Consider the following 26,189-nt stretch of genomic DNA (forward strand, 5'->3'; position numbering starts at 1 on the left):
GAGTTGCGCTGAAAGCTAGGGCAGCTTCACAAAGCTGCCAAGGGTTTCCCAAGTTTGCGTCTCGTTGTTGAGTGCCTTTGTCCCGGCGCCGGAGCCTTTGGTCTCCCGAAGGCCATACTGATATCCGGTTATGGAATATTCGACGAGGGTTCCATCCTCTGAAGACTGCGGCAAGAGGAGTGCTATGTATTCTTTGCCCACTTCAACGTCGATGTCGTCTGTGGCCCTCGCTTCTACGTATTTTGTACCACTGGGCTTCCCGCCGTTGTTTAGGCTAAGGATCTTGTCCTTCTGCGCCTGATTGAGGCTATTCCAGTAGTCATCGTAGGTTACGATTCCGCCAGCCCGTGAATAGCTGACTCGTGCGCCGGGCGTGATATCACCCTTGTAAACTTCGCGGATTGTCATCCTGCCAAAAGTCTGCGGGAAAACATTTTGTTTGGAAACCGGACTGAATGCGCGCCCGCCATCGATGGACTCGATATACACTCGCGCGACAACCGGATACTTGTTGTATCCGTAAAATGGGTCCCCTGAATTCCAAAGAAAATCAACGTCCATCCCGTCCTCTTGAATTTGGTCCTGGGGGACGTTGGCGTATGAATCATTGGACGGTGCTGATTCGGTCGCTACGGACTGTTGGCTTGACTCCGGTTCGCCAGGCTTGGGCGCTTCAGATGCGCAAGAGCTGAGCCCGGCCATTAGTGCCAGTGCCGCAAATATGAATTGTGGTCTGAGTGTGCTCATCCGGCAGCAATTCCCCCTTTGACTAACCAAGTATATGCGTTTAGTGTCAAGGGCTGCCGTGGTTGTGTCAATAGTCGGAAGGGTCCCCGATTGACATTGGCAAGGGCGTTAGCTGCCAATTTGGCAGCGGAAAATATTTAATGGAAATGTGCGACACGTTTTGGTGCTAACGCGCACGCTAATCCCCTTTCCCCATCAGCCGCCGCATCTGTTCGCCTGCGTCGCTGCCGGGTGCCGGTGTATAGACCACGATGTGGAGATCCGGCCTGTCAGATGGTGAAACCTGATGGTGCTCCAGCTGCAGAACACCCACGGCCGGGTGGTGGAAAAGCCGCTCGCGGGATTCGAAGCCGAGGATGTCGTAGCGGTCCCAGCTTTCCTGGAATTCCGGGCTGGCTTGCCTAAGCCGTTCAACTTGGAACTCAACATCGGGATCGCCGAGTCGCTGACCGGTCTCGGCCCTGAACTCGGCCAGGAACCGTTTGCTGGTCACGTCCCAATCGGGGAGCAGGTCACGGACATAGGGGTCTGTGAAGACAAGCCACAACAGGTTCCTGTCCGAGGCGTCGAAGGTTCCGATGTTGGGGTACAGGGCCTCGTAGGCCTTGTTCCAGCCCGCAACTCCCCAGTCCGGTGACAGTGCATATGCCGGGTTGGGATCCAAGGCGTCCAGGAGCCGTTGCACATGTGGGGGCACGTCAGCTGCCACTGGTCCCTTTGGCATTGCGGACGAATAGCCGCCTAAAGACAGAACGTAGCCCAGCCCTGTGTCGGATAAATGCAGCGTGCGGGCTACGGCTTCCAGTACCTGCCGCGACGGGCTGATATCCCGGCCCTGTTCCAGCCACGTGTACCACGTGACGCTGACTCCGGAGAGGAACGCGATCTCTTCCCGGCGGAGGCCCCGCTCCCGGCTTCGGCCCACTGGAGGAAGACCATAGTCCGACCTCAGGGCTTGGTTGCGGCGCGTCCTCAGGAAGAGTCCCAGTTCCTTTCGCCTCTCGTCTTTCATTCCTCCAACACTATTACTCTGGTACTTTCACTACTAGTAGCAGCACCGTCTTCCACCTGTTGTAAGAAATCAGCAGGATGGTATCCATGCCTGCACTTCGCTCCAGAACAGTCACCCACGGCCGCAACATGGCCGGCGCCCGCGCACTGCTGCGCGCCTCCGGCGTCGCCAACACGGACATCGGTAAGCCGATCATCGCCGTCGCCAACAGTTTCACCGAGTTCGTTCCCGGGCACACCCACCTTGCTCCCGTGGGCCGGATCGTCTCCGACGCGATCCTCGCCGCCGGCGCAGTGCCGCGCGAATTCAACACCATCGCCGTGGACGACGGCATCGCCATGGGCCACTCCGGAATGCTGTACTCCCTGCCGTCCCGCGACCTGATCGCGGACTCCGTTGAGTACATGGTCAACGCCCACTGCGCCGACGCACTGGTCTGCATCTCCAACTGCGACAAGATCACCCCGGGCATGCTCATGGCTGCCCTGCGCCTGAACATCCCTGTGGTGTTTGTTTCCGGCGGTCCCATGGAGGCCGGCCGCGTGACGCTGACAGACGGGTCCGTGCGCTCCCTGGACCTGGTGAACGCGATTGCCGACGCCGTGGACGAGTCCATCTCCGATGAAGACATCAACCTCATCGAAGAGAACGCCTGCCCCACCTGCGGTTCCTGCTCGGGCATGTTCACCGCCAACTCCATGAACTGCCTCGCCGAGGCCATCGGCTTGGCCCTGCCCGGCAACGGCTCCGTCCTCGCGACCCACACGGCCCGCAAGGCGCTGTACGAGAAGGCCGGCGCCACAATCGTCGAACTCGTGAAACGCTATTACGACGGCGACGACGACTCCGTGCTGCCACGCTCCATCGCCACCGCCAAGGCCTTTGACAATGCCATGGCCCTGGACATCTCCATGGGCGGCTCCACCAACACGATTCTGCACCTGCTGGCCGCGGCCCAGGAGGCGGGCGTGGACTACGGCCTGGCCGAGATGGACGCCAAGTCCCGCCAGGTGCCCTGCCTGGCCAAGGTGGCCCCGAACGTCGCCGGCGACAAGACCTATTACATGGAAGATGTCCACCGCGCCGGCGGCATCCCTGCGCTGCTGGGCGAGTTGAACCGCGGCGGCCTCCTGCACAAGGACGTCCACTCCGTCCACTCCGCCGACTTGGACGGCTGGTTGGACGACTGGGACATCCGCGGCGGCAAGGCCACCGAGGAGGCGCAGGCGCTGTGGCACGCGGCTCCCGGTGGCGTCCGCTCCTCCACCGCGTTCTCGCAATCAAACCAGTGGACCTCCCTGGACACCGACGCTGAGGGCGGCTGCATCCGTTCCGTGGAGCACGCCTACTCCAAGGACGGCGGCCTGGCTGTGCTGCGCGGCAACGTCGCAGTGGACGGCGCCGTGGTGAAGACCGCAGGTGTGGACGAGTCCATCTGGACCTTCGAGGGCACGGCAGTTGTGTGCGAGTCGCAGGACGAAGCCGTGGAAATGATCCTGAATAAGACCATCAAGGAAGGCGACGTGGTGGTCATCCGCTACGAAGGCCCCAGAGGCGGTCCGGGCATGCAGGAAATGCTCTACCCGACGTCGTTCCTCAAGGGCCGCGGCCTGGGCAAGAAATGCGCCCTCATCACTGACGGACGCTTCTCCGGCGGCACCTCCGGCTTGTCGATCGGGCACATTTCCCCTGAGGCTGCCTCCGGCGGTGCCATCGCCCTGGTTGAGAACGGTGACATCATCAGCATCGACATCACGACGCGCTCCCTCCAGTTGCAGGTATCCGACGAAATCCTCGCCGAACGCCGCGAAAAACTCGAAGTCAACGGCGGCTACAAGCCCAAGAACCGTGACCGCCAGGTGTCTCCCGCGCTTCGCGCCTACGCAGCCATGGCACTCTCCGCTGACAAGGGCGCCGTCCGGGACGTCTCGTTGGTGGAAAACCTCTAAGCGCCGGCTACGACTGTTCGGGCGCTTCTTCGTTGGCGATTGCCTCGATCCAATCGATGGCGTCGTCGGGCAGCTGCAGCCCCGGACTTTCCTCTTCGGCAACCCACCATGAATCGGCTGCATCTGGTCCGCCGGCCCCCGCGATCTCGGCAACGATTTCCGGGGGCACGGTGTCGCCGTTGTTGTTTATCAACCATTCCCGGGTTGAAGGATTCAACTGCGGCCACCACTGCTCGATGCTCATTGAAACAGCTCGATGTTCATTGAAACTTCTCGGCTCATTGAATCAGTCTGCGCCCGCGGAGTCGGTTTTGTCCCTCAGCACATCCAATCAGAAGCAGCATCCTTAAACCGCGTCAAATTCCTCCCGCCGGGTACTATCGTCAATTGTTGACAATTGCTACGCTTAGTTCATTGCCTGAAACCCGGGTCAGGCATCCGCCGAAACCCCCCTTGCGTGAAGGACCTCCCATGAAGAAGCGACGCCCGGCAAGCCTGTCCTCTGAGCTCGTTGAAACATCACGCACCGGGCACCATTGCCCGAAGACCGGCTGGTGGTCAGTCGCGGGTGATCCCAGGGGAATGCGTCTTATTACCAAGGGCGAAGTAATGCCTGCCCTGCACGGTACGCCAGCCCTCTGGATCATGCGTGGAACAGTCGGTAGCCAGGGCGCCCACCCTGCGGCCGGCTTGATGACAACTTCGTAAGCACTCAGACCTCCTTCCGAAGGCCGGCCTGCTGCACAAGTTCGGTCAACCATGGCCGGTGTCCTCTGTGGAACACCATCCCTTCCGGAAGCCCCTGCACGGTGGGAACGGAATCGGCGATGTCGATGGTCACGCGGCCGCCACCCATGGGCGCGTTGGTGATATGCAGGTCGCCGTAGGACGCCGGCAGTTGGGGATCCATCCAGAACCCGCCACGTGAGACGTGTGCGTCGTACCTCATCAAGCTCGTGACCAGTTGGATGGGTGAGGTGGCTGCCCAGGCTTGCGGCGAGCATGCGGTGGGATACGGCACGGGTTCGCTGTACTGCTCCCTGCTGAAACCGCAGAACAGCTCGGGGAGCCGCCCCTCGGAATAGTCGGCAGCTTCGAGCAAGGCGGTCGAAATTCGTTGGGCCTCTTCCACGAATCCGTATCTCATCAGGCCAGCGGCAATTACGGCGTTATCGTGCGGCCACACGGAACCGTTGTGGTAGCTGGCCGGGTTGTAGGCGCCCATATCCGTTCCAAGGGTCCGTACGCCCCAGCCACTGAACATCTCAGGAGACATCAGCCGTTGGGCCACGAGCGGCGCCTTGTCCTCGTCCACCAACCCCACCCATAGGCAGTGACCCATGTTCGAGGCGCACGCGTCAACCTGCCGTTTCTTGCCGTCCAAAGCGATGGCGTAATAACCGCGCTCCGGCATCCAGAACTGCTCGTTGAACCGGACCTTTAACTCCGCCGCCCGATCGGCGAGTTCCTGGGCCAAAGGTGCCTCACCGGCGTCGTACGCTATCCACGCCCGTGCCATGTAAGCGTCGTATACGTACGCCTGAACCTCGCAAAGTGCGATAGGCGGCTCCGCGAGGCGTCCGTCCGCAAAATTGATGCCGTCCCACGAGTCCTTCCAGCCCTGGTTGATCAGCCCGCGGTCGTTGAGCCGCTGGTACTCGACGAATCCATCGCCGTCCTTGTCGCCGTAGTCGCGTATCCAGTCCAGGGCCCTGTCCGCGTTAGGCAGCAAGGCTGCGATCGTGTGCTTGGCGAAACCCCACCGGCTGACCGAGCCCAGCAACACCACGAACAGCGGAGTGGCATCGACGCTGCCGTAGTAAACGGATTTGCCGCCGAGTGACAGGCCGCTGGAAACATCCAGCCTGACCTCGTGCAGAATCTTCCCGGGCTCCTCCTCGCTGACGGGATCCACCACCTTGCCCTGGTGGTCGGCCAGCGTTTGCAGCGTGCCGAGGGCCAGCGACGGATCAACGGGCATAGCCATTTCGGAGGCCCAGAGTGAATCGCGGCCAAACAGCGTCATGAACCAGGGAGCTCCAGCGGCAACAACCACCCTGTCCGGGTGCGTCGGGTCTTCAATGCGAAGGGCGCCAAGATCGTCATAGCTGCGCCGCAGCGTCCTCTCGATGGAGTGGTTGCCCATATGCAGCACCGGAATTTTGGCCACCCATTCCTGGCGGCGTTGATCGCTGCGGGATAGTTCGCCGACGGCGGGACGCACCACAGGCGCCGCAGGCGCCCCTCCGTCGGCCCCGGGAGCAACAGTGACTACGGTGCTCCAGTGGCCGCGTGGCGGGATAGTGGTCCGGTGGACCAGGCCCTCGCGGGTTGCCTGGGCGCTATCGGAACTTACGACGACGGACTTCCGGACATCCTGCCAACGGGAGCGGATAGTCAGTGTGTTGTGATTGTATTCGCGGGATTCCTCCCACTGCCTCTGGACCCGCGCTTCCTTGACTTCGAAAACGTCCGCGAAGTCCGACCCAACCGCGAATTCGATCAAGCATTCCACAGGTTCCATCGAATGGTTGCGCACGGTGACGTGCTCCACCATTCCCACGCCAACTTCGCGTAGGCGCTCCACAATCAACGGCGTATCCGCATACCCGTCGGACCGTGTGACGCGGCTGGCGAAAGCGGCCCTGTATGGCTCTTTCGTCTGGGCGGTCAGGGGCTCCAGCGACTGGCCGTTGATGGTGAGGACCCAATCGGACAGGACCCTGGTGTCCTGGAAGAACATGCCGTGGGGATGGTCCGGGTGAATGTCCCCGTTGGGCAGGGAGATGCAGAAGGACGTGCCTTCCACCAAGGTGACAGTCCCGGCGCCGAGGGGACCGGCTGCCGTATCAGCATTCCATCCAGCCACTGATTGGCTCCTCTAGAACCAAGGACGGTCAGTGCCTGTCTTTGGCCGCTGGCTGTCCTGCTACATCGTCACCTTGACGGTACTCTTGCTGGCCTGCCGGGGCCAGAGGCTTGGTGGTTGCCGGTGTTGGGCTGTCAGCCTAGGGGCTGTCAGCCCTGGGACGCGACCAGCAGGTCGTAGTCATCATCGATGTGGAAGAGCCGCCGTTCGCCGATGTGGTCTACCACCCAGATCGTTTGCCCATCCGCAGTCCGGTCGTCCACCGTACCCCTGTGATACTCATAGCCGCGCCGGCTGAGGGAAACTACATCGCCGGCTTCCAGGGAGTTCCAGAGTGATATCCGCCGGCTCTGCGCGCTGCATGCGGCAGGGGTGTTTTCCAGGCTGCTTTTCCAGGCAAGTTTCATGGGGGCTGTTCTCCTTGGTGACGGTGGCTGGCATCGCTGGCAGGACGTCGGTGAATATTTTCTTGTCCAAGCCTATCGTCGATTGTTGACAATTGCTAGGATTGAATGCGTGCTCTTCCAACGACGGCGGGCACGTTCAAAAAGGGCGCAGCCCCAGAAGGAGAATCCATGATCAAGGCCACTGTCATGAGCGACGCAACAACCCAAGACCCGGGCGAGCACATCCCGAAAGCAACCTCCAGCACGCCGGGCCAGACCGAAGTCTCGTTCCGTCTGTGGGCCCGCGACGGCCACAAGACGGGCATCTGGGAGGTTACGCCGGGCGTGTTCAAGAGCACCCGCCCGGGCTACGACGAGATCTGCCAGATCCTCAGTGGCAAGGGGACCATCACAGAAGAAGACGGAAGCAGCTTCGACATTGGCCCCGGAACGTTGTTCGTTACTCCGGCAGGATGGACGGGTACCTGGACCATCCATGAGACGCTGCGGAAGATGTGGGTTGTCACGGACGTTCCCACTAACTAGTGCATATACAGTATGGGCCCGGTTCAGAATCTGAACCGGGCCCTCACTGTATGGAGACTTTCCTAAGCAGTAATTCCCGTTACTTCCGGGCTGGAAGTGAGGTCCTCCACGGCCTTCTGCATGTGGCGCTTGATGGCCTGCTGAAGTCCGCTACGGTCCCGGGCCTCGAGAAGGTCCAGGATCTGCTGGTGTTCCTGCACCAGTGCATCGATGCGGGGGTATGCCACTTCCAGGCTCAAAATGCACATCCTGGATTCGGCAGCAAGAGTCTCATAAATGCGTATCAGGCGCGTGTTCCCAGTGCCTGAAACGAAGGCGGTGTGGAATTGCATGTCCAGACGCGCAATGGCCTGCCAGTCCGAGGCCGCAACCTGCTTGGCCATGTTCCGGATGATGCCCTTGAGCTCCCGGCAGGTGTCCGCCACCTGCTCTGTGTCCGAGTCCAAAAGGGTATTGGCTGCAGCCAGCTCCACGGCTTCACGGACAGCGTAGATCTCCTTGACATCCTGCGTGGAAAGTTCCAGCACGAAGACGCCGCGGTTGCGCTTGCTCACCAGGATCCCCTCCTGGCACAGCCGCTGGAGAGCCTCGCGGAGCGGACCCCGCGAGGTGCTCAGCTGGCTGGCCAAGGCAGATTCATTGACCTGCTGCCCAGGGCGGAAGGCCCCTTGGACAATGAGCTCACGCAGCTGGTCAGCGATCAGCTGGGCCGTGGGCCGGCCTTCCAATACGAACATTCCCTCCGGTGCCGCCATTGACATCCCCTCATTCCATGCTTCGGCAATTTTGAAACTGTTAGACCGCTATTGCGGTGTACTTGTACTCCAGGAATTCTTCGATTCCAATTTTTCCGCCCTCGCGTCCGAGTCCGGATTGCTTGACGCCGCCGAACGGTGCCGCGGGGTTGGAAACCAGGCCGGTGTTCAGGCCGACCATTCCGACTTCCAGTTCCGCGGAGAACCGCAAGGCTTTGTCCATGCTCTCTGTGAACACGTACCCCACCAGGCCCCACTCAGTATCGTTGGCCAAGCGGAGAACTTCGTCCTCACTGTCGAACGCGGTGATCGCTGCGACCGGGCCGAAGATTTCCGTGCTCATCAGGGCTGCGTCCATAGGCACGTCCACCAGGACGGTGGGTGTGTAGAAGTAGCCGGGACCTTCCGGACGGCTTCCGCCGGTCAGCACACGTGCTCCCTTGGAGACCGCATCTGCAACGAGGCTTTCGACCTTTTCCAGGCCCTTCTGCTCAATAAGGGGCCCGACGTCGGTGCCAGCAACAGCGCCGTTGCCTACCTGCAATTCTGACATCTTTTTGGAGAACTTCTCGCCAAATTCCTCTACGACGGAGCGGTGGACGAAGAAGCGGTTTGCTGCCGTGCAAGCCTCGCCCATGTTCCGCATCTTTGCCTTCATGGCACCGTCCACTGCCTTTTCGATGTCTGCATCGGCCAGGACGATGAACGGGGCGTTACCGCCGAGTTCCATGGAGGAGCGCATCACGTTGTCGGCCGCCTGCTTCAGCAGGACCTTGCCCACTTCGGTTGAACCGGTGAAGCTGATCTTTCGGGCGATGCCACTGTCAGTCCAGGTCCGAACCACCGTGGAGGCGGTGGAGGTTGTCACAACATTCAGCACGCCGTCGGGAAGGCCGGCCTCCTTGAACAGGGCCACCAGGGCAAGCGACGTCAACGGTGTCAACTCGGCAGGTTTGAACACCATGGTGCAGCCTGCGGCAACGGCCGGGGCGATCTTGCGGGCGCCCATGGCAAGCGGGAAGTTCCACGGAGTCACCAGGACGGAGGGGCCCACGGGTTCCTTGGTGATGAGGATACGGGTGTTTCCGTCCACGGAGCTGGCGCTGTCACCGCCAATGCGGACTGCCTCTTCCGAGAACCAGCGGAGCATTTCAGCGCCGTAGGCCACCTCGCCCCGAGCTTCTGCCAGGGGTTTGCCCATCTCCGCGGTCATGATGGCGGCGAGCCGGTCGGTGTTGGCAATCACCAGTTCAAAAGCGCGTCGGAGAATATCCGCGCGTTCACGGGGCGTTGACTTTCCCCATGCAGCCTGGGCACGTCCGGCTGCCTCGATGGCCAGGGCAGCGTCTTCAGGACCGCCGTCGGAAACATGTGCAATCACTTCGTTCGTGGCGGGGTTCTCAACGGCGAAGGTGGCACCACTGGCAGCCTTCTGCCACGTTCCGTCAATGAACAGGTCCGTTGGGATGGTGGAAGGATCAAAGGAGGTGGTCATGGTGGCTCTTTCAGTGATCAGGGGAACTAGGAGGTGGCCGTCTTGAGCGCCTGCGTGAACTTGGACAGGCCTTGCTGAATTTCATCGCTGCTGACATTCAGGGCGGGAATGAGGCGAATGACGTTGCCGTTCGGACCGCAGGTGAGCAGCAGTAGCTCTTCCTTGATGGCGGCCTGTTGGACGGCAAGGGCAGTTGCTGCGTCCGGGGTGTTGTCGACAGCGGTGAATTCGACGCCCTGCATCAGGCCACGGCCACGAACATTGCCGATTCCCGCGAATTCCGTTTGCAGATTGTCCAGTCCTGCACGCAGTTCGTCACCGCGCAGCAAGGCATTCTCCACGAGGTTCTCCCGCTGGATGACACCCAATGTTGCGACGCCTGCCGCTGCCGCTACGGCGTTTCCGCCATAGGTTCCGCCCTGCGAACCAGGCCAGGCCTTGCCCATCAAATCGGCGGAGGCGGCAATCGCGGAGATGGGGAAGCCACTGGCAAGTCCCTTGGCGGTGATGACGACGTCGGGGGTGATTCCGGCCCAGTCATGTCCCCAGAACTTGCCGGTGCGGCCGACGCCTGCCTGGACCTCGTCCAGGATGAGCACTATGCCGTGCCTGTCGGCGCGCTCACGCAGGCCTTGGAGGAATGCGACAGGCGTGGGAATGTACCCGCCGTCGCCCAGGACGGGTTCGATGATGAATCCGGCCGTATCGCTTGGGGCACTGACGGTGAGGAAAAGGTGGTCCAATTCCTTCAAGGCAAATTCGACGGCGGTGGCTTCGTCCCAGCCGTACCGGTACCAGTGCGGGAACGGGGCAACGTGGACGCCACCCATGATGGGGGAGAAGCCCGAGCGGAACTTGGTTCCCGCGGTGGTCAAGGAAGCCGCTGCCACCGTGCGCCCGTGGAAACCGCCCTGGAAGGAAATGATGTTGGGCCGTCCGGTTGCCATGCGGGCCAAACGGATGGAGGCTTCCACGGCTTCAGATCCTGAGGTTGCGTAGAAAACACTGTCCAAACCTTGGGGCAGGACGTCTCCGAGGAGTTCCGTGAGCTCCAGGAGTGGCTTGTGCATCACGGTGGTGTATTGGGCATGGACAATCTTGCCCACCTGTTCGCGGGCTGCGGCCACGACGTCCGGGTGGCAATGTCCGGTGCTGGTGACGCCGATTCCGGTGGTGAAATCCAGGTATTTCTTGCCGTCTGTGGCGTGGATCCAACTACCGGACGCATAGTCAACGACTACAGGCGTTGCCTGCTTCAGGATGGGACTAAGTGTTGCCATGGCTTCATACTTTCTTAGTAACTGTAGATTGTCAACAATACGCGATTTGTGGGCGGGCGGCCGCAAATCGCGTTGTGGTGCTAGTTCTTGAATCTCTGGGGACGGGCGAATTCCAAGCCGTCAAACCCGCCCTTGCCAAGTGCCTCGTTGGCAGCAATCTGGCCGTAACCGGAAGCCATCTTGAAGCCGGCTCCGGAGAACCCGGTGGCGGAGTAGATCCTGCCTGACTCAGTGAAGAAGCCCAGGAGGGGCTGCGAATCCGAGGTGAACAGATCAGGGAAAGCGTCGGAACGGACGATGCTGGGAACCAGGCCCGGGAAGAACTCGGTCACCGTCTCAGTGGTTTCCGCAATCTCCGCTTCGGTCAGCTCCCTGGGCACTGAGTCCGCAGCGGGGGTTGCTGCCCCGCGGCCGTCCAGGGTGGCTTTGACCGTGACGCCGTCCACTGCGGGGGCCCCGTACATGGAGCGATCGCCTGAAATCCTGATGAAGATGGGGAACTTTTCCGGGGTGAACTGGGATGCGTCGCGCGCGACGAACCAGCTCAGGAAGATCCTGCGCGTTTCCGTGTGCGCCTTCAGGTAGTCGGGCATAAGCCGCTGGGACCATCCACCCGAAGCGATGATCACCCGTTCGAAAGTCCAGGACTGCTCGCCCGAGGTGACGACAACGCCGTCGTCGGTTTCGGTGATGCTGCTGACGGGAGTATTGCTGAGGACCGTTGCCCCGTTCGCCTGTGCCGCTGAAACCGCTGCGGTCACTGCCCGGTCCGTGCGGAGCGCGCCGCCAAAGGGATCGTAAACAGCGACATCGTCGGCCCGGAGGTTGTGCTGCGGGTAGCGTTCGGCCATCTCCTCGCGGCTGAGGATTTGGTGGCTCGCTCCGTTGATCCGGGTAGTTTCCAGCAACTTGGGAATGTACGGTCCATCAACAGTGCCGATGGAGAGTCCGCCACAGCGGGTGAGGATGTCCTGCCCGGTTTCCGCTTCGAGTTCGGCCCAGAGATCCCGGGACCGTTCCAGGATGGGGTAGTAGTCAGGCTTTCCCCTGTACAGCATCCTGAAAAGCCGGGTGTCCCCGCCTACAGCGCTGCGTCCATGCCCCGGGGCCTGTGCTTCGAAGCCGACCACGGCATCGGAAAGCCGCGAGGCCTGCCAGAGTGCCATGCTTCCGATGCTGCCCAGGCCGATGACGGCGAGTTTTCCATCCATGGCTCAGAGCACCTGCTTCAGGAAGGCCTGGGTGCGGGCCTCCTTGGGGTTCTTCAGGATTTCGCGGGCATCGCCACGTTCAACAACGAAGCCCTCGTCCATGAAGATCAGGGAATCGGCCACTTCGCGGGCGAAGCCCATTTCGTGGGTGACTACCACCATGGTCATGCCCTTCTTGGCGAGGTCCTGCATGACACCGAGGACTTCCCCAACTTTTTCGGGGTCCAGGGCGCTGGTGGGTTCGTCGAACAGGATGATTTCCGGATCCATGGCCAAAGACCGGGCGATGGCAACGCGTTGCTGCTGCCCGCCGGAAAGTTCGGCCGGGTAGCGGTCACCGAAAGCGCCGAGGCCCACGCTGGTGAGCAGTTCCTGGGCGCGCTTGGAGGATTCCTTCTTGTCGGCACCTTTGACGAGCACCGGACCAGACATGACATTCTCGCGGGCGGTCATGTTCGGGAACAGGTTGAACTGCTGGAAGACCATGCCTACCCGGGTACGTTGCTGGGCAAGCTTCTTAGGGGGCAGCGCGTGGTAAGCGTTGTCGGTCTCGTAGTAGCCGAAGTCGTCGCCATTGACTTTCAGGATTCCGGAGTCCACGGTCTCCAGGCCGTTGATGCAGCGCAACAGTGTGGACTTTCCGGAGCCGCTTGGTCCGATGATGCAGCAAATTTCACCGCTGGCAATATCGAGGTCAATATCGTGGAGAACGGTCTTGTGCCCAAAGGACTTACGAATTCGGCGGGCGAGGATCGTGCCGTCGTTGCTCATCGTGCGATGCCTTCCGGTGCGGTCAATACAACCTTCCTGGCCTTGCGGGGGACCCGGGCGGAGGTATGGGAGTATTTCTGTTCAAGCTTGGACTGCGGGTAGCTCAGCAGGAGCGTCATCACCAAGTACCAGAGGCTGGCCACGATCAGCAGCGGGATGGTCTCGTAGGTACGTGCGTAGATGAGCTGGGCGCTCTGGAGAAGTTCCGCAACGCCCAGGACACTGACCAAGGATGTTTCCTTGAACATTCCAATGACCTGGTTGCCGGTGGCCGGAATGATCGAGGGCATGGCCTGGGGAATGATGATCTTGCGCATCTTCGTAGCGGCGCTCATTCCCAGGGAGTCCGCGGCTTCGATTTGTCCCTTGCCCACCGACGAGAACCCGCCGCGGATGATTTCTGCCATGTACGCGGCTTCATTCAACGTCAAGCCAACCAAGGCTGCGGTGATCGGACCCATGAGTGCGTTCGTGTCGATCGCGGTGCCGATGTCGGTAAAGGGGATGCCGATGGTCAGGTTCGGGTACAAGGCCGAGATGTTGAACCAGAAGATCAACTGGACCAGGACCGGGGTACCACGGAACAGGGTGATGAAAGCGCCTGCCGTGGCCGCGATCGGCTTGACGCTCGAGGACCTCATGATCGCAATGACCAGGCCCAGGAGGGTGCCCAAGGCCATGCTTGCAACCGTAAGGAAGATGGTGAGCATCAGCCCGCGGAGGATCGATTCGTGGGTGAAGTACTTGGCCACGACGTCCCACTTGAAGTTGGGGTTGGTGGAGACCGAGAAGAGGATGCCGGCGCCAAGCAGGATGGAAACCACCCATGCGACGTATTCAAAAGTGCTTCTGCGACGAAGGCGGGGCTTGAGTGCCGGATCCATTCCGTTCATTGTCGGTTTGTTTCCGTTACTGATGGTTTGCACCATGGGAGCACCTCTCCTAGTTGAGTTTCGCATCCGTGATGGCTCCGGACTCGAGGCCCCAGGTGGAGAGGGACTTCTTGTACTCCGGGCTGTTCAGGACCGACTGGATGGCGGCCTGGAGGGCGGGGGTCAGGGCAGATCCCTTTTTGACGCCGATGGCGGTGAGGTCGCTGGCGCCGACGTTGATCTGGGGGGTCAGGATGGTGAACGATTTGGGCTGCTGCTTCTCGGCCCAAGCGAGGGAAGTTGTGTCGTAGAGAATGCCATCGATGCGCTTGGACGCCAACTGCGTCAGGGCCTCCTGGACGTTGGGCAGCGTCACGGCGTTGATCGCTGGCTGGCCCTTGGAGGTGCAGGTCTGCTCCGAGAGGGCCGGGAGGCGCTTGAGCTGCCCGGTCGAGCCCTGGGTAACGGCAATGTTCTTACCGCACAGCGTCTCGTTGGTGAGCTTCAGCGGATTACCTGCGCCCACGGCGACGGAGTTGCCTGCCTTGAAGTAGTCGATCATGTCCAGGACCTTCAACCGCTCATCTGTCTTGGACATGGTCGTGGCGGTGAAGTCGTAGCGGCCGCCGTCCAGTCCGGGGACGATCGTGTCAAACTTTGTGTCCTGGAACTTCAGCTTCAGGCCGAGCTTCTTGGCCACCAGGCGGGCGATGTCCGGGTTCAGGCCGATCGCCGTCGAGTTGTCCTCGGCGAGGAACGTCGTCGGCGGGTAGTGCAGGTCCATGGCGACCGTCAGTTCGCCCTTGTCCTTGTAGGACGCCGGCAATAGGCTCACGGCCTTTTCGTCAGGCTGGACGCCCTCGGAGATGTCAGTAGTGTTTGAAGTCTTGCTGCTGTCCGGGGAATCACTGCTGTTGGCTGTTCCACCGCAAGCGCTCAGTGCGAGTAGTACGGCAAGTCCTGCAGCTGCAGTCTGGGCCTTGGTTCGAATCTTCATGGTGCTTCCCTTCGAGGGAGTTGGTCACTGGGGAGGGAGAAGTTCTAGGTTGTAATGTGATCCGGATCTCTCCGTCATCTAAAGCAATGCAACCTCCTCAACAGTAGATTGTCAACAATTGACAGAAACTTTTTTGGAGTATCTTTTTGATGAGAACGGTTCTAATTACCATCCTAGAAACTGTTGACAATTTACAATTTGGCGACCTAGAGTCGAATCATCGGGCAAGAACCTTTCAGCCCGCCGGGCACGATTTCTTGATTCAGTTCGCCTCCTTCGATACCTCCACATACGCGGGGCCAGCCCCCTTCCATCTCCCGAAAAGAACGGAAACCCCATGGCAGAGACCAACTTCCGGCCGAAGTACATCTCCTTCGATGTCTACGGCACGCTGATCAACTTCGACATCGATCCCACCACCCGGCGGCTGCTTGATGGACGCATCTCCGAAGAGCAGTGGCCTACGTTCAAGAAGCAGTTCCGCGGCTACCGCTTCGACGAGGTCCTGGGCGACTTCAAGCCGTACGAGGCGATCCTGCAGGATTCCTTTGACCGGGTGTGCAAGCGCTGGGGCATTGGGCCCACCGAAGGTGCCGGTGCAGCGTTCGCTGACGCTGTCCGCGGATGGGTTGCCCACGAGGACGTGCCGGCGCCGCTGAAGCTCATGGGCGACAACTACCAGTTGGTGGCGTTGTCCAACGCGGACGACAGCTTCCTGGACATCAGCATTCCCAAGCTCGGCGCTGAATTCCACGCCGTGCTGACCGCAGAACAGGCCCAGGCCTACAAGCCCCGCTACCAGGCCTTCGAGTACATGCTCGATACCCTGAACGCTAAGCCGGAGGACTTCCTGCACGTCTCCTCGCACACCCGATACGACATGCATCCGATGCACGACATGGGCTTCCGCAACCTCTGGATGCTGGACCGTGGCTACGACCCCATTGGCGAGGGCTACGACCTCACCACTGTTAAGTCCTTGGACGAGCTCAACAAGCACCTCGGTCTCTAAACCGACTTCCAGGCGAAAGGTCATACCGTGAAACTTGTTCCCTACTGGCTCGATACTGCAGAGCCTTCCGGCGATTACCGCCGCACTCCGGTCCCGGAAAACGTTGATGTTGCGATTATCGGTGCTGGTTTTACCGGGCTCTCAGCAGCCCTTGAATTCGCCAAGCAAGGCGCCAGCGTGGCCGTTTTCGAACGCCACACCGTTGGCTGGGGCGCCTCGGGCCGCAACGGGGGAATGGCTACCACCGGTTTGGCCATTGGCTTCAGTACCGCTGTCAAACGCTACGGGGCTCCCCGTGCCGTTGAGATGTTCCGCGAATACAACGACGCCATCGAAACCATCGAGAAGCTGGTTCACGACAACGGCATCGACTGTGACTTCAAGCGTTTCGGCAAGCTCTCCCTCGCGTTCCACAAGTCCCACTACGATGGCTTCCTGAAGTCCCAGGAGTTGCTCGCGAATCTGGTTGACCACAACGTGAAGGTCATCCCCAAGTCAGAGATCCACAGCGAAATCGGCACCGACTTCTACCAGGGTGCCATGATGGATCCGCTGGGCGCGGGTCTCCACGTAGGAAAGTTCGTGCACGGGCTGGCGAAGGTAGCAGCTGACAACGGCGCAGCCATCTGCGAGAACGCAGCGGTCACCGAGCTGAACAAGGTCTCGGGGACAGTGCACGATGTTCACACCACCCGCGGAATTACCCGGGCCAAGCAGGTCCTGGTTGCCACAAGCGGCTACACCAGCAATCTCACCCCGTGGCTGCAGCGCCGCGTGATCCCGGTGGGCAGCTTCATCATCTGCACCGAGCCTCTGTCCGAAGAGGTGGTGAACCGAATCCTGCCGAACAGGCGCCAGGCCTCTGACAGCAAGATGCTGACGTACTACTTCCGGATTACGCCGGACAACCGTCTGCTCTTCGGTGGCCGGGCCCGATTCGCTCTATCCAGTCCGGACTCCGACGTCAAGAGCGCAGAAATCCTGCACAAGGCCATGACCGAGCTCTTCCCGTACCTCTCCAAGGCCAAGGTGGACTACATCTGGGGTGGCCTGGTGGATCTCTCCATGGACCAGATGGTCCATGCCGGCCAGCACGACGGCCTCTTCTACTCTCTCTGCTACAGCGGCCACGGTGTTCAGATGGCCGCCCACATGGGTAAGCGGATGGCCCACTACATGGCTGGAGACAAGTCGGCAAATGTGTGGGAAGACCTGAAGAACCCGCCGGTTCCCGGCCACTTCGGCCCGCCATGGTTCCTGCCCTTCATTGGCGGAGCCGCGAAGATCATCGACCGTATCAAGTAGATACCCCCCCGTTAGCCAGGCAAGGTAAAGGTTCCCATGAGTTCATCAACAACCGTCGCTGGAGCGCGCCTAAAAACAGGTGAGGAAACGGCCTACAGGCGGGCAAGCGTCGCGGCGCTTCCCGGTGGCGCGTTCCTCGAAGGCCGCTGGGAGACAGCCGACATGGTCCTGGAAGTCCGGGATCCTGAAGACGGCGTGCTGCTGGGCACTGTGTGTTCTTCAACCCCGCAGGATGTCCGCCGGGCGGTTGCCCACATTCATCGCCACCTCCAGGACGATGAATGGCCCCTCCGGGAACGCCGTGAGGCTTTGGAACGAGCCGCACTGCTCCTGGCCGAACAGTCGGTACGGTTTTCGGAGATCATCGCCGCCGAGAGCAGCAAGACCATCAACGAGGCAGAGCGTGAAGTTCGCCGATGCATTGAGACGTTGCGGCTTTCCGCGGCAGCGTCGAGCGAACTCGTGGGGGAGACCCTCGGTTTTGAGGACAGCATGGCGGGTGCCAACAAGATCGGCTGGTACAACCGCAAGCCAGTCGGCATCATCGCTGCCATCACGCCCTTCAACGATCCGCTGAACCTCGTGGCACACAAGCTGGGCCCGGCGCTGATCGGAGGCAACGGCGTCGTGCTTAAACCCTCTGGCCGCACGCCGCTGACCGGCCTGGCTTTCGTCCAGCTGCTGCTTGAGGCCGGTGTTCCTACCGGTCGCATTGCCGCGATCGTGTCCGGACCCGGGGTGTCCGAGGCGATCGTGACCGACCCTCAGGTGGACCTCATCTCCTTCACCGGGGGGCCAGCGACGGCCGACCGCATTGCTGCCGCTGCTGGCGCCAAGAAGATCCTGTCCGAACTGGGCGGCAACAACGCCACGATCGTCTGCGCCGACGCCGAACCGGCAACCGCGGCTGAGGCGATCGTCGCCGGGGCGTTCGGTGTGGCCGGCCAGAACTGCTTGTCTGTCCAACGCGTCTACGTCCACATTTCGTTGTTCGACGAAGTCCTGGAAAAGGTGCTCACGGCGACCCGCGCGCTCCGCGTCGGAGCGAAGATGGATCGCAGCACGGACATAGGTCCCCTGATCACCGAGGCGGAGGCCCGCCGTGTGGAGGCATGGGTAGAGGAGGCCAGGGCTGCAGGCGCCACCATCCAGGTGGGTGGCCAGCGCCGCGGCGCGTTCTACCAGCCAACGGTGCTCACCGATGTGCCGGCGGACGCCCGCGTCATCAGCGAAGAAGTGTTTGGTCCGGTGGTCAGCATCATGCCCTTCATCCAGGTCGCCGATGCCATCCACGCGGCCAACGCCTCCGAATACGGGCTCCAGGCCGGTGTCTTCACCGAATCCATCGACCTCGCCTTGGCGATTGCCGACAAGCTGCATGTGGGAGCCGTGGTCATCAACGAAACGAGCGACGTACGGATCGACTCCATGCCATTTGGCGGGTTCAAGAAATCCGGCGTTGGCCGTGAAGGCGTCAAGCACGCTGTCCGCGAAATGACCGAACCCAAAAGCACCATCATCAAACTGGCGGAGCCAGCCACCCGCTGGCAGCAGCTGACGGGCACCTCAGAACGGAATGCATCATGACTACCCACAAAATCGCCGTCATCGCGGGCGACGGTATTGGCAAAGAAGTCGTACCAGCGGCCATTGAAACCCTCGAACGGATCGCTGAAATCCACTCCATCAGCTTGAAGTTCACGCACTTCGACTGGGGATCGGACTACTACGCTCAGCATGGCCGCATGATGCCCGTGGACGGCCTGGAACAACTGGCGCAGCATGACGCCATCTTCCTCGGAGCAGTCGGATCGCCGGACGTCCCGGATGCCGAGTCGCTGTGGGGGCTGCTGATTCCCATCCGGCGCGAATTCCAGCAGTACATTAACCTGCGTCCGGTAAAAACGCTCGACGGCGTGAAGTCGCCCCTGGCGTCCAAGGAGCCGATCGATATCCTCATCGTGCGGGAAAACAACGAAGGGGAATACTCGGAGGTGGGCGGACGCATGTACCGCGGACTGCCCCACGAGACCGCTGTCCAGGAAACCATCTTCACCCGCTTGGGAGTATCACGCGCCGCGCACTACGCAGCTTCCCTCGCGTCCTCCCGCAGGGGTCACCTGACCTCGGCCACCAAGAGCAACGGCATCATCCACACCATGCCCTTCTGGGACGAGGTAGTGGAGGAAACCACGCGCCTCTACCCCGATGTGACGCTCTCCAGCGAGCTGGTGGACGCGTTGGCCGCGCACCTGGTCCTCAAACCTTGGACCCTGGACGTTATTGTTGCCTCCAACCTGCTCGGCGACATCCTCTCGGACCTGGGCAGTGCCGTTACAGGTTCCATTGGTGTGGCACCGAGCGCGAACCTGAATCCCGAAGGTGATTTCCCCTCGCTCTTTGAGCCCGTGCATGGATCTGCCCCCGACATCGCAGGGAAAGGATTGGCAAACCCTGTGGGCCAGATGTGGTCCGGCGCCATGATGCTGCAGCACCTGGGCCACCCGGAGGCCGCTGAGCACCTCCAGCTGGCGTTCGAATTCGCCCTACGCGAAGGCCTCGGGACCCGCGACGTGGGAGGCCCTTCGTCGACGTCGGAGTTCACAGCCGCTGTTTTGGCCGCGATCAATGTCATTGATGTGGTTGGCTCAATTGAGGCCGGCACGGCAACCAATCCTGCGGGAGCACCGGCGTCGTCATGACGGTTTTCCCTGAGCGCAAGAAACCTGTCGTTGCGGCCCTTTACCGGGAGGCCTTGCCTCCCCGGCTAGAGGAGATCGAGGCCCTGGCCGAGGTTCGCCTGACCAAAGCCGAGGGACTCGCTGAAGCGATGGACGGCGCGGATGTCCTGTACCAGTGGCATTCGTTTTCCCCCGCCTTGCGGGAAAATTGGGAGGCGGCGTCCTCACTGAAGTGGGTCCACGTTTCAGCGGCGGGCGTTAGCCAGCTCCTGTTCGATGAGCTCATCCAGAGCGATGTGCTCTACACGAACTCCCGTGGAGTCCTGAGCCGTGCAATTGCCGAATTTGCGCTGGGCTTCGTCCTGGATATTGCGAAAGACTCGCAGGGCTCCCTCAAGCTTCAGCAGGCTCAGCGCTGGCAGCACAGGGTTACGCGAAAGATCCAAGGCCAACGTGCTTTGGTGGTGGGTACCGGTTCCATTGGACGGGAAATCGCGTTGCTCTTCCGTGCCGTGGGGCTGCAGGTCAGTGGTGCCGGCCGAAGCAGCCGTCCGGGGGATGAATTATTCGACCATATACATTCCTCCCGGGATCTTGCCCGGATCATCCAGGACTTTGACTACGTTGTGCTGGCTGCGCCCCTGACCGAGGACAGCAGGGGACTCGTGGACGCTGACGTCCTTTCCGCGATGAAATCCACCGCGCACCTCATCAACGTGGGCCGTGGCGAGCTGGTTCGGACTGACGCCCTGGTGGAGGCGCTGACCTCCGGATCCATTGCCGGGGCCGCACTGGACGTGGTCCATCCCGAGCCGCTGCCCGCGGAACATCCTCTGTGGAGCATGGACAACGTCATCCTCACACCCCACATGAGCGGCGACACCGAAGACTATCTTGACGATCTTGGGCAATTGTTCGTGGAGAACCTGCGACGGTTCAGCCAGGGCGAACCCCTGCAGAACGTCGTGGACAAAAACCTTGGGTTCGTCCCGGTCTCCTGATCCCGTTTCCCCGCCACAGCCTGGGTCCATCGTCTGGTCCCATCGTCTGGTCCCATCGTCGAAAGAAGGATGACATGCCCACTACCGTGAAGGCGTATGTAGCCTCTTCTCCCACCTCGGAACTTGAGCCGGGCACTGTGGAACGGCGCGATCCCGGTGACTTCGATGTGCAGATTGCCATCAAGTACACAGGAATCTGCCACTCGGACATCCACGCTGCCCGGGGAGAATGGGCGAGCAACTACCCCTTGGTGGTTGGCCACGAGATCGTCGGAGTGGTGGAAGCCGTCGGTCCAAAAGTCACCCGCCATTCACCAGGGGACCGTGTGGGGGTGGGCTGCTTCGTTGATTCCTGCAGGGAATGCGTCAACTGCCGTGCAGGCGAGGAGCAATATTGCCTGCAAGGTGCCACGAGCACCTACAACTCGTTCGGCCGTGACGGCCTGCCCACCGCAGGCGGTTACAGCACCAGCATCGTGGTGGATGAGAATTACGTCCTCAGAATCCCCGACGGCATTTCCCTCCAGGAAGCGGCACCACTATTGTGCGCCGGCATCACCATGTACGCGCCGCTGCGCAACTGGAAAGCCGGACCAGGCAAGCGAGTGGCCATAATCGGTTTGGGCGGACTGGGCCATATGGGCGTGAAGATTGCTACCGCTTTGGGAGCCGAAGTCACGGTGCTCAGCCAGTCCCTCAAGAAGCAAGAGGACGCCGTCCGGCTCGGCGCCCACGGCTACTATGCAACGTCCGAGCCCGAAACCTTCGAATATTTGAAGGGTCAGCTGGATCTGATCATCAACACCGTTTCTGCGGACATCGATGTGGATGCCTATCTCTCCCTGCTCGCCTTGGACGGCACCATGGTCCTCGTGGGGCTGCCCTCCAAACCGCTGAGCCAGCGCGCTTGGTCGCTGGTGGAATTCCGACGAAACCTCAGTGGTTCCAGGATGGGCGGAATCCGGCAAACCCAGGAAATGCTGGACTTTTGTGCTGCCCGCGGTCTGGGAGCAGATGTGGAAGTCATCCAGGCAGGCCAGATCAATGAAGCATACGAACGGGTGCTCGCCAGCGATGTCCGGTACCGATTTGTCATCGATGCAGCAACGTTCTAGCTCAGGATTGCGCCACGACTGCTAGCAGGCTTCACGCGTACAACCCCATCAGCAACGCCACAATCCGCCCGCGCTCCTGCGGTGGATGCTTCGTGGACCACGCGAGGTACACAGGCACTGGCGGAGCGTCACGGACCGGCCGATAGATGATGCCCCGACGTCGATACTGGTGAGCAGTGGACTCGGCAGTCATGCCGCGAGCCGCCCCGCTGCCAATTGTCGTCAGCCAATCGTCCACATCGTTAATGGGCACGATGTCCGGCCGCCCCTCCTCCGGCCACAGCTCAAGCGTTGTGCTTCCTGTCCGCAAGTCCATGGCGACGGGTCGCTGGGCCACCTGCGCCAGTGTCACAGAACGCCGTGATGCCAGCGGATCGTCCGAGGACATGGCACAGTACCGCTTCTCCTCGCCAATCCTGACATGCTCGACGGCGGCCGCATCCGGCAGGCGGCGAAGAATGGCGAAGTCGGTGGTTCCATCTGCAAGGCCCCCCGTGGGGGAGTTGGAGTGCAGGAGTTGCAGTTCCACGCCCGGGATTGCGACCGCCCATTGGCGTTGGAACTCCATGGTGTGCGCGCCTAAGGCGGACCACGCGTAGCCGATCCGGATCTTGCCGGTGCCGGACCGGGCCTCCCTCTTGAGGTCGTCCAGGAGTGAGAGGACGCGCCGTGCCGTGGCCACGACGCGCTCGCCGGAGGGGGTCAGGCCAACACTGCGCGTGGTCCGCTCCAGGAGCCGCACGCCCAAAACCTGTTCCAGCCCGGCGATGTTGCGCGAAACGGCCGCTTGGGACATTCCAACGCCTATGGCGGCATCTGTGAACGTGCCTTCCTCGACTACGGCCAGGAGGCACCGCAATTGCCTCAATTCGACGTCCATGGGCCCCATCCTATTCATGCGCACACCGTATAAATAGCCGCGTCCGTGCATTTAGTGAAAACATCGGCCAAGCGCAGAATTTCCCCATGATGGATACCAATGCAGCGGGAGTAAGGCCGTCCCGGAAGGCCGGTGGCGCGGCCACCCTCCTGGCGAGTGCGCTTTCCAACCAGCTCGGTGCCGCCACGGCCTCGTTTGCGTTTCCTGTCATGGGACCCGTGGGCGTGGTGGCGGTACGGCAGCTTGTGGCGGCCGCTGTGTTGTTGCCTATCGTCCGGCCCCGGCTGCGGGAATTGAGTTGGCGGCAATGGTGGCCTGTCCTTCTCCTCGCCGTTTCTTTCGGCACGATGAATCTCGGACTGTATGCGTCCATCCAGCGGATTGGCCTTGGGCTTGCCGTCACGCTTGAGTTCCTTGGGCCCCTGGCCGTGGCCTTGATCAGCTCGCGACGAAGGAGCAGTGCGCTCTGCGCTGTGGTTGCTTCAATCGGCGTCCTGGCCATCACCCGGCCCGAAGCATCCATGGACGTGGTAGGCATCGGCTTGGGGCTCATTGCCGCCTGCAGTTGGGCTGCCTACATCCTCCTGAACCGGACCGTGGGCCAGCGAGTCCAAGGCATTCAAGGGACGGCAGCCGCTACGGGGGTTTCGGCAACGCTGGTCCTGCCTGTCGCCGTCGTGATTTTCATCAGCCAACCAGTGGATGGCTTGGCGGTTCTCTGCGCCGTGGCGGCAGGAATCTTCGCTTCTGTGCTGCCGTACGTTGCCGATCTGATCGCACTGCGGCGCGTCCCCGCAAACATGTTCGGCGTGCTCATGAGCATCAACCCGGTGTTTGCCGCGGTCATCGGCGCCGTGATCCTGCACCAGGACCTGGCTGCGGGGCAGTGGGTGGGGATCGGGCTGATCGTGGCCGCCAATGCCGGGGTGCTGCTGCTGCGGGAACGTGGGCGGGGCGAAACCGTTGTTAGCCGGACGCCGGAGCCTGCCCGCTCGAACCACGGACCTGGAGCTGTGATGGCACCAGGTGGAGTCGTGCCGGGAGATCTGGAGCGGCGAGCCGTTCCAGGATGAACTTGCCGGCCTCCACGCCCACGGCGAGATTTCCGTTGTCCACGGAAGTCAGCGACAGATGCCGGATTTTGGCCAGGTAGGTGTTGTCATAGCCCACCAGTGAAAGGTCGTGGGGGACGGAAAGTCCAAGGTCGTCTGCTGCTGACAGCGCGCCGATGCACGCGACGTCGTTGTACGCGAAGATCGCAGTGGGCCTCTCCGGGTCGGCAAGCAAACGGCTTGCTGTACTGTAGGCGCTTTCCTCCGTGAGGCCTCCGCCCGCTACGACGATCGGTTCAAGGCCAGCGTCGCGCATAGTGCGTTCGAACGAGGCCCGCCGCAGCCTCCCAACCTCGCCCGGCCCCTGAAGGTGGGCAATGCGCCGGTGACCCAGTGAGATGAGGTGTTCGCTCGCCTGCCGCGCCCCGGCGTCGTCATCATTGACCACGATGTCGACGCCGGCCAGTACCGGTTCGCGGGTCCCTGCAAGGACCACGGGGATGTTTCGGGCAGCATTTTGGATCGCTGCGGATTCATTGGTGGTGCCCACTACCACCATGCCGTCGACGCGTTGCTCCAGGAGTGTCTCCACCGAACTTCGGCCCACCCGCTGGTCAGTGTACGAATCGGCCAGGACTGGTGAAACGCCCGCGGAGTGCAGGGCGGCCGTGAGTCCTTCGAGAAGTTCCACGAACCACGGATTCCGGATGTCATTGAGCATCACTCCGATGGTTCCGCTGCGCGGCCCGGAAAGTCGTTGGGCCAGTCGGTTGGGCCTGTAACCCAGCTGCTCCATGGCTTCCATGACGGCACGACGGCGGCTCTCACTGACGTTGGCTGAGCCCTGTAGGACGAGGGAGACCAGGGACTTGGAAACGCCCGCGGCGCTTGCGACGTCGCGAATGGTTGGTTTGGTGCCCGGCGCGCCGGCCGGGGATGGTGCATCAGGCATGGGTCTCGTTCCGGTCTGTCAGGTTCGTTCCAAGCTTAGAGGGCTTGACGCCGTCCCTTCCCAGAGTCCATCATGGACCGGTCCAAGTAAATTCCAAAACATCAAAGAGGATCTCCATGAGTGCACCCAATACGCGGCGTCTGATCGCTGGCATGGTCGGAGGAGGCGCTGGCGCGGATATTGGCAGGACGCACCGCTACGCCATGCGCTTGGATGACCATTTCGAGCTACAGTCAGGAGTCTTTGGCCGGGATGCCAGCGCTTCGCGGGCGATCGCCGTCGAGCTCGGAGTTCCTGAGGACCGGAACTATGCGGACTACCGTGAAATGGCCGCGGCAGAGTCGGCGCGGGAAGACGGCGTGGACGTCGTGGTGGTGGCGACTCCCAACGACAGCCACTTCGAGATCGCCAGCACCTTCCTCGAAGCGGGGATCTCGGTGGTGTGCGAGAAGCCGCTGACCAGGGACTCAACCACAGCGGCCGCACTGGTCCGGATCGCTGCGGAAAACGACGCCATTCTCGCCGTTCCGCACTGCTATTCGGCCTACGCGATGGTTCGCCATGCTGCCCGCATGGTCCGCAATGGTGAACTGGGCACCATCCGGTTTGCCGACGTCGAGCACGCATCCGGCTGGGCGGCCACGCCCTTGGAGGACTCTGGCCACAAGCAGGCCCTCTGGCGTACCAATCCTGACATCGCCGGGTTCCCGAGCGTCGTCGGAGACCTTGGCACGCATGCTTTCCACCTGCTTCGCTACATCACCGGGCTGGAAGCAGAGCGCCTCTCCGGCCGCCTGAAAACGCTGGTTCCAGGACGTCGGGTATTCGACCACGCAACGGTGGAGTTGGAGATGTCCGGGGGTGTCCCCGCGCGCATTTGGGCCAGCATGGCCGCCACCGGCCACAACCACGGGCTACGCATCCGCCTTTTCGGTGATAAAGGCAGCCTCGAATGGCAGCAAGAGGACCCGCACCACCTCAAGGTCCAGGACCTTGCCGGGGTTACGACCATCCTCACGCACGGTCTCAGCACCCTGCACGACGACGCGTCCCGGCTCACGCGGGTCGGTCTGGGCCACCCGGAGGGCTTCCTTGAAGCTTTCGCCAACTTCTATTCCGACCTCGCCGAGGCCCTACGCGCGCGTCGGGATGGCTTGGCGCTGCCCGGGCGCGAGCTCTCATTCCCTACCGGCATCGATGGTCTGATCGGCGTCCAATTCGTCGAGGCCGTGGCCGCCTCCCACCACGAGGACTCCGCGTGGAAAGTGCCCGGTACCCTCGCAGAGAAAGCAGCAGTGTGA

The 26,189-nt window shown here is 61.6% G+C and carries 25 protein-coding genes; 11 read left to right on the top strand and 14 right to left on the bottom strand.

Annotation, left to right across the window (positions count from 1 at the left end; genetic code table 11):
• Positions 1 to 15: 15 nt before the first annotated feature.
• A complete protein-coding gene (locus ACZ5G6_RS01550; RefSeq protein WP_498688933.1) occupies positions 16 to 747 on the bottom strand; it encodes a hypothetical protein in 732 nt (243 codons plus the stop codon).
• A 178-nt stretch (positions 748 to 925) separates the two neighbouring features.
• A complete protein-coding gene (locus ACZ5G6_RS01555; protein ID WP_498688935.1) occupies positions 926 to 1,759 on the bottom strand; it encodes a helix-turn-helix transcriptional regulator in 834 nt (277 codons plus the stop codon).
• Between the two features lie 86 nt (positions 1,760 to 1,845).
• On the opposite strand from ACZ5G6_RS01555, the gene ilvD reads away from it, so the two are divergent.
• Positions 1,846 to 3,708: a dihydroxy-acid dehydratase gene (ilvD, locus tag ACZ5G6_RS01560; RefSeq protein WP_498688936.1), complete on the top strand. Its 1,863-nt coding sequence runs from the start codon at positions 1,846 to 1,848 to the stop codon at positions 3,706 to 3,708.
• A gap of 7 nt (positions 3,709 to 3,715) precedes the next feature.
• Here ilvD and ACZ5G6_RS01565 read toward each other — a convergent pair whose 3' ends face one another.
• A complete protein-coding gene (locus ACZ5G6_RS01565) occupies positions 3,716 to 3,952 on the bottom strand; it encodes a hypothetical protein (protein ID WP_223935454.1) in 237 nt (78 codons plus the stop codon).
• Between the two features lie 227 nt (positions 3,953 to 4,179).
• On the opposite strand from ACZ5G6_RS01565, the gene ACZ5G6_RS01570 reads away from it, so the two are divergent.
• Positions 4,180 to 4,416, top strand: a complete 237-nt coding sequence (locus ACZ5G6_RS01570) for a hypothetical protein (protein WP_223935455.1) — start codon at positions 4,180 to 4,182, stop codon at positions 4,414 to 4,416.
• 4 nt (positions 4,417 to 4,420) lie between these two features.
• Here the strand turns inward: ACZ5G6_RS01570 and ACZ5G6_RS01575 are convergent, their stop codons facing one another.
• On the bottom strand, positions 4,421 to 6,577 hold the full coding sequence (locus ACZ5G6_RS01575) for an amylo-alpha-1,6-glucosidase (protein WP_498688939.1): 2,157 nt from the start codon (positions 6,575 to 6,577) through the stop codon (positions 4,421 to 4,423).
• Between the two features lie 149 nt (positions 6,578 to 6,726).
• Positions 6,727 to 6,984, bottom strand: coding sequence for a hypothetical protein (locus ACZ5G6_RS01580; protein ID WP_223935457.1), 258 nt, complete (start codon positions 6,982 to 6,984; stop codon positions 6,727 to 6,729).
• A 168-nt stretch (positions 6,985 to 7,152) separates the two neighbouring features.
• On the opposite strand from ACZ5G6_RS01580, the gene ACZ5G6_RS01585 reads away from it, so the two are divergent.
• A complete protein-coding gene (locus ACZ5G6_RS01585; RefSeq protein ID WP_498688941.1) occupies positions 7,153 to 7,509 on the top strand; it encodes a cupin domain-containing protein in 357 nt (118 codons plus the stop codon).
• A 62-nt stretch (positions 7,510 to 7,571) separates the two neighbouring features.
• On the opposite strand, the gene ACZ5G6_RS01590 is transcribed toward ACZ5G6_RS01585, so the two are convergent.
• The 7 genes from ACZ5G6_RS01590 to ACZ5G6_RS01620 form a co-directional block, all read right to left on the bottom strand.
• On the bottom strand, positions 7,572 to 8,264 hold the full coding sequence (locus ACZ5G6_RS01590) for a GntR family transcriptional regulator (RefSeq protein WP_223935459.1): 693 nt from the start codon (positions 8,262 to 8,264) through the stop codon (positions 7,572 to 7,574).
• A gap of 40 nt (positions 8,265 to 8,304) precedes the next feature.
• Positions 8,305 to 9,759 (bottom strand): NAD-dependent succinate-semialdehyde dehydrogenase, encoded by a 1,455-nt coding sequence (locus tag ACZ5G6_RS01595; RefSeq protein WP_498688944.1) that lies wholly within the window; start codon positions 9,757 to 9,759, stop codon positions 8,305 to 8,307.
• A gap of 26 nt (positions 9,760 to 9,785) precedes the next feature.
• Positions 9,786 to 11,039: an aspartate aminotransferase family protein gene (locus ACZ5G6_RS01600; RefSeq protein WP_498688946.1), complete on the bottom strand. Its 1,254-nt coding sequence runs from the start codon at positions 11,037 to 11,039 to the stop codon at positions 9,786 to 9,788.
• Between the two features lie 80 nt (positions 11,040 to 11,119).
• A complete protein-coding gene (locus ACZ5G6_RS01605; RefSeq protein WP_498688947.1) occupies positions 11,120 to 12,250 on the bottom strand; it encodes an FAD-dependent oxidoreductase in 1,131 nt (376 codons plus the stop codon).
• Between the two features lie 3 nt (positions 12,251 to 12,253).
• On the bottom strand, positions 12,254 to 13,021 hold the full coding sequence (locus ACZ5G6_RS01610) for an amino acid ABC transporter ATP-binding protein (protein WP_223935463.1): 768 nt from the start codon (positions 13,019 to 13,021) through the stop codon (positions 12,254 to 12,256).
• Positions 13,018 to 13,914 carry an amino acid ABC transporter permease gene (locus ACZ5G6_RS01615; RefSeq protein WP_498688952.1) on the bottom strand — a complete coding sequence of 299 codons (897 nt, stop codon included), beginning with the start codon at positions 13,912 to 13,914 and terminating at the stop codon, positions 13,018 to 13,020. Before ACZ5G6_RS01615 ends, ACZ5G6_RS01610 begins: the two co-directional genes overlap by 4 nt.
• A gap of 49 nt (positions 13,915 to 13,963) precedes the next feature.
• A complete protein-coding gene (locus ACZ5G6_RS01620; protein WP_498688955.1) occupies positions 13,964 to 14,890 on the bottom strand; it encodes an ABC transporter substrate-binding protein in 927 nt (308 codons plus the stop codon).
• A 337-nt stretch (positions 14,891 to 15,227) separates the two neighbouring features.
• Between ACZ5G6_RS01620 and ACZ5G6_RS01625 the strand changes: the two genes are divergently transcribed.
• From ACZ5G6_RS01625 to ACZ5G6_RS01650, 6 genes are all read left to right on the top strand, one after another.
• Positions 15,228 to 15,902 carry a haloacid dehalogenase type II gene (locus tag ACZ5G6_RS01625; protein WP_223935466.1) on the top strand — a complete coding sequence of 225 codons (675 nt, stop codon included), beginning with the start codon at positions 15,228 to 15,230 and terminating at the stop codon, positions 15,900 to 15,902.
• 27 nt (positions 15,903 to 15,929) lie between these two features.
• Positions 15,930 to 17,207 (top strand): NAD(P)/FAD-dependent oxidoreductase, encoded by a 1,278-nt coding sequence (locus tag ACZ5G6_RS01630; RefSeq protein ID WP_498688957.1) that lies wholly within the window; start codon positions 15,930 to 15,932, stop codon positions 17,205 to 17,207.
• A gap of 36 nt (positions 17,208 to 17,243) precedes the next feature.
• Positions 17,244 to 18,794, top strand: a complete 1,551-nt coding sequence (locus tag ACZ5G6_RS01635; RefSeq protein WP_498688959.1) for an aldehyde dehydrogenase family protein — start codon at positions 17,244 to 17,246, stop codon at positions 18,792 to 18,794.
• A complete protein-coding gene (locus ACZ5G6_RS01640) occupies positions 18,791 to 19,909 on the top strand; it encodes a tartrate dehydrogenase (protein WP_223935469.1) in 1,119 nt (372 codons plus the stop codon). Before ACZ5G6_RS01635 ends, ACZ5G6_RS01640 begins: the two co-directional genes overlap by 4 nt.
• A complete protein-coding gene (locus tag ACZ5G6_RS01645; RefSeq protein ID WP_223935470.1) occupies positions 19,906 to 20,889 on the top strand; it encodes a D-2-hydroxyacid dehydrogenase in 984 nt (327 codons plus the stop codon). The genes ACZ5G6_RS01640 and ACZ5G6_RS01645 overlap by 4 nt, the downstream gene beginning before the upstream one ends.
• Before the next feature lie 74 nt (positions 20,890 to 20,963).
• Positions 20,964 to 22,004, top strand: coding sequence for an NAD(P)-dependent alcohol dehydrogenase (locus tag ACZ5G6_RS01650; RefSeq protein WP_223935471.1), 1,041 nt, complete (start codon positions 20,964 to 20,966; stop codon positions 22,002 to 22,004).
• 31 nt (positions 22,005 to 22,035) lie between these two features.
• Here the strand turns inward: ACZ5G6_RS01650 and ACZ5G6_RS01655 are convergent, their stop codons facing one another.
• Positions 22,036 to 22,884, bottom strand: coding sequence for a LysR family transcriptional regulator (locus ACZ5G6_RS01655; RefSeq protein WP_498688963.1), 849 nt, complete (start codon positions 22,882 to 22,884; stop codon positions 22,036 to 22,038).
• Between the two features lie 209 nt (positions 22,885 to 23,093).
• Between ACZ5G6_RS01655 and ACZ5G6_RS01660 the strand changes: the two genes are divergently transcribed.
• On the top strand, positions 23,094 to 23,957 hold the full coding sequence (locus ACZ5G6_RS01660; RefSeq protein ID WP_498688965.1) for an EamA family transporter: 864 nt from the start codon (positions 23,094 to 23,096) through the stop codon (positions 23,955 to 23,957).
• Here ACZ5G6_RS01660 and ACZ5G6_RS01665 read toward each other — a convergent pair.
• Positions 23,851 to 24,888: a LacI family DNA-binding transcriptional regulator gene (locus ACZ5G6_RS01665; RefSeq protein WP_498688967.1), complete on the bottom strand. Its 1,038-nt coding sequence runs from the start codon at positions 24,886 to 24,888 to the stop codon at positions 23,851 to 23,853. The two genes, ACZ5G6_RS01660 and ACZ5G6_RS01665, sit on opposite strands and share 107 nt — an antisense overlap.
• A 116-nt stretch (positions 24,889 to 25,004) precedes the next feature.
• Between ACZ5G6_RS01665 and ACZ5G6_RS01670 the strand changes: the two genes are divergently transcribed.
• Positions 25,005 to 26,189 (top strand): Gfo/Idh/MocA family protein, encoded by a 1,185-nt coding sequence (locus tag ACZ5G6_RS01670; RefSeq protein WP_498688969.1) that lies wholly within the window; start codon positions 25,005 to 25,007, stop codon positions 26,187 to 26,189.

It is taken from the genome of Arthrobacter sp. TmtSoilC51 (genome assembly GCF_055388015.1).

Coding starts and splice junctions, on each gene's coding strand:
- ACZ5G6_RS01550 (WP_498688933.1), bottom strand. CDS start 747: ATGAGCACACTCAGACCACAATTCATATTTGCGGCACTGGCACTAATG.
- ACZ5G6_RS01555 (WP_498688935.1), bottom strand. CDS start 1,759: ATGAAAGACGAGAGGCGAAAGGAACTGGGACTCTTCCTGAGGACGCGC.
- ilvD (WP_498688936.1), top strand. CDS start 1,846: ATGCCTGCACTTCGCTCCAGAACAGTCACCCACGGCCGCAACATGGCC.
- ACZ5G6_RS01565 (WP_223935454.1), bottom strand. CDS start 3,952: ATGAGCATCGAGCAGTGGTGGCCGCAGTTGAATCCTTCAACCCGGGAA.
- ACZ5G6_RS01570 (WP_223935455.1), top strand. CDS start 4,180: ATGAAGAAGCGACGCCCGGCAAGCCTGTCCTCTGAGCTCGTTGAAACA.
- ACZ5G6_RS01580 (WP_223935457.1), bottom strand. CDS start 6,984: ATGAAACTTGCCTGGAAAAGCAGCCTGGAAAACACCCCTGCCGCATGC.
- ACZ5G6_RS01585 (WP_498688941.1), top strand. CDS start 7,153: ATGATCAAGGCCACTGTCATGAGCGACGCAACAACCCAAGACCCGGGC.
- ACZ5G6_RS01590 (WP_223935459.1), bottom strand. CDS start 8,264: ATGGCGGCACCGGAGGGAATGTTCGTATTGGAAGGCCGGCCCACGGCC.
- ACZ5G6_RS01595 (WP_498688944.1), bottom strand. CDS start 9,759: ATGACCACCTCCTTTGATCCTTCCACCATCCCAACGGACCTGTTCATT.
- ACZ5G6_RS01600 (WP_498688946.1), bottom strand. CDS start 11,039: ATGGCAACACTTAGTCCCATCCTGAAGCAGGCAACGCCTGTAGTCGTT.
- ACZ5G6_RS01605 (WP_498688947.1), bottom strand. CDS start 12,250: ATGGATGGAAAACTCGCCGTCATCGGCCTGGGCAGCATCGGAAGCATG.
- ACZ5G6_RS01610 (WP_223935463.1), bottom strand. CDS start 13,021: ATGAGCAACGACGGCACGATCCTCGCCCGCCGAATTCGTAAGTCCTTT.
- ACZ5G6_RS01615 (WP_498688952.1), bottom strand. CDS start 13,914: ATGAACGGAATGGATCCGGCACTCAAGCCCCGCCTTCGTCGCAGAAGC.
- ACZ5G6_RS01620 (WP_498688955.1), bottom strand. CDS start 14,890: ATGAAGATTCGAACCAAGGCCCAGACTGCAGCTGCAGGACTTGCCGTA.
- ACZ5G6_RS01625 (WP_223935466.1), top strand. CDS start 15,228: ATGGCAGAGACCAACTTCCGGCCGAAGTACATCTCCTTCGATGTCTAC.
- ACZ5G6_RS01635 (WP_498688959.1), top strand. CDS start 17,244: ATGAGTTCATCAACAACCGTCGCTGGAGCGCGCCTAAAAACAGGTGAG.
- ACZ5G6_RS01640 (WP_223935469.1), top strand. CDS start 18,791: ATGACTACCCACAAAATCGCCGTCATCGCGGGCGACGGTATTGGCAAA.
- ACZ5G6_RS01645 (WP_223935470.1), top strand. CDS start 19,906: ATGACGGTTTTCCCTGAGCGCAAGAAACCTGTCGTTGCGGCCCTTTAC.
- ACZ5G6_RS01650 (WP_223935471.1), top strand. CDS start 20,964: ATGCCCACTACCGTGAAGGCGTATGTAGCCTCTTCTCCCACCTCGGAA.
- ACZ5G6_RS01655 (WP_498688963.1), bottom strand. CDS start 22,884: ATGGACGTCGAATTGAGGCAATTGCGGTGCCTCCTGGCCGTAGTCGAG.
- ACZ5G6_RS01660 (WP_498688965.1), top strand. CDS start 23,094: ATGGGACCCGTGGGCGTGGTGGCGGTACGGCAGCTTGTGGCGGCCGCT.
- ACZ5G6_RS01665 (WP_498688967.1), bottom strand. CDS start 24,888: ATGCCTGATGCACCATCCCCGGCCGGCGCGCCGGGCACCAAACCAACC.
- ACZ5G6_RS01670 (WP_498688969.1), top strand. CDS start 25,005: ATGAGTGCACCCAATACGCGGCGTCTGATCGCTGGCATGGTCGGAGGA.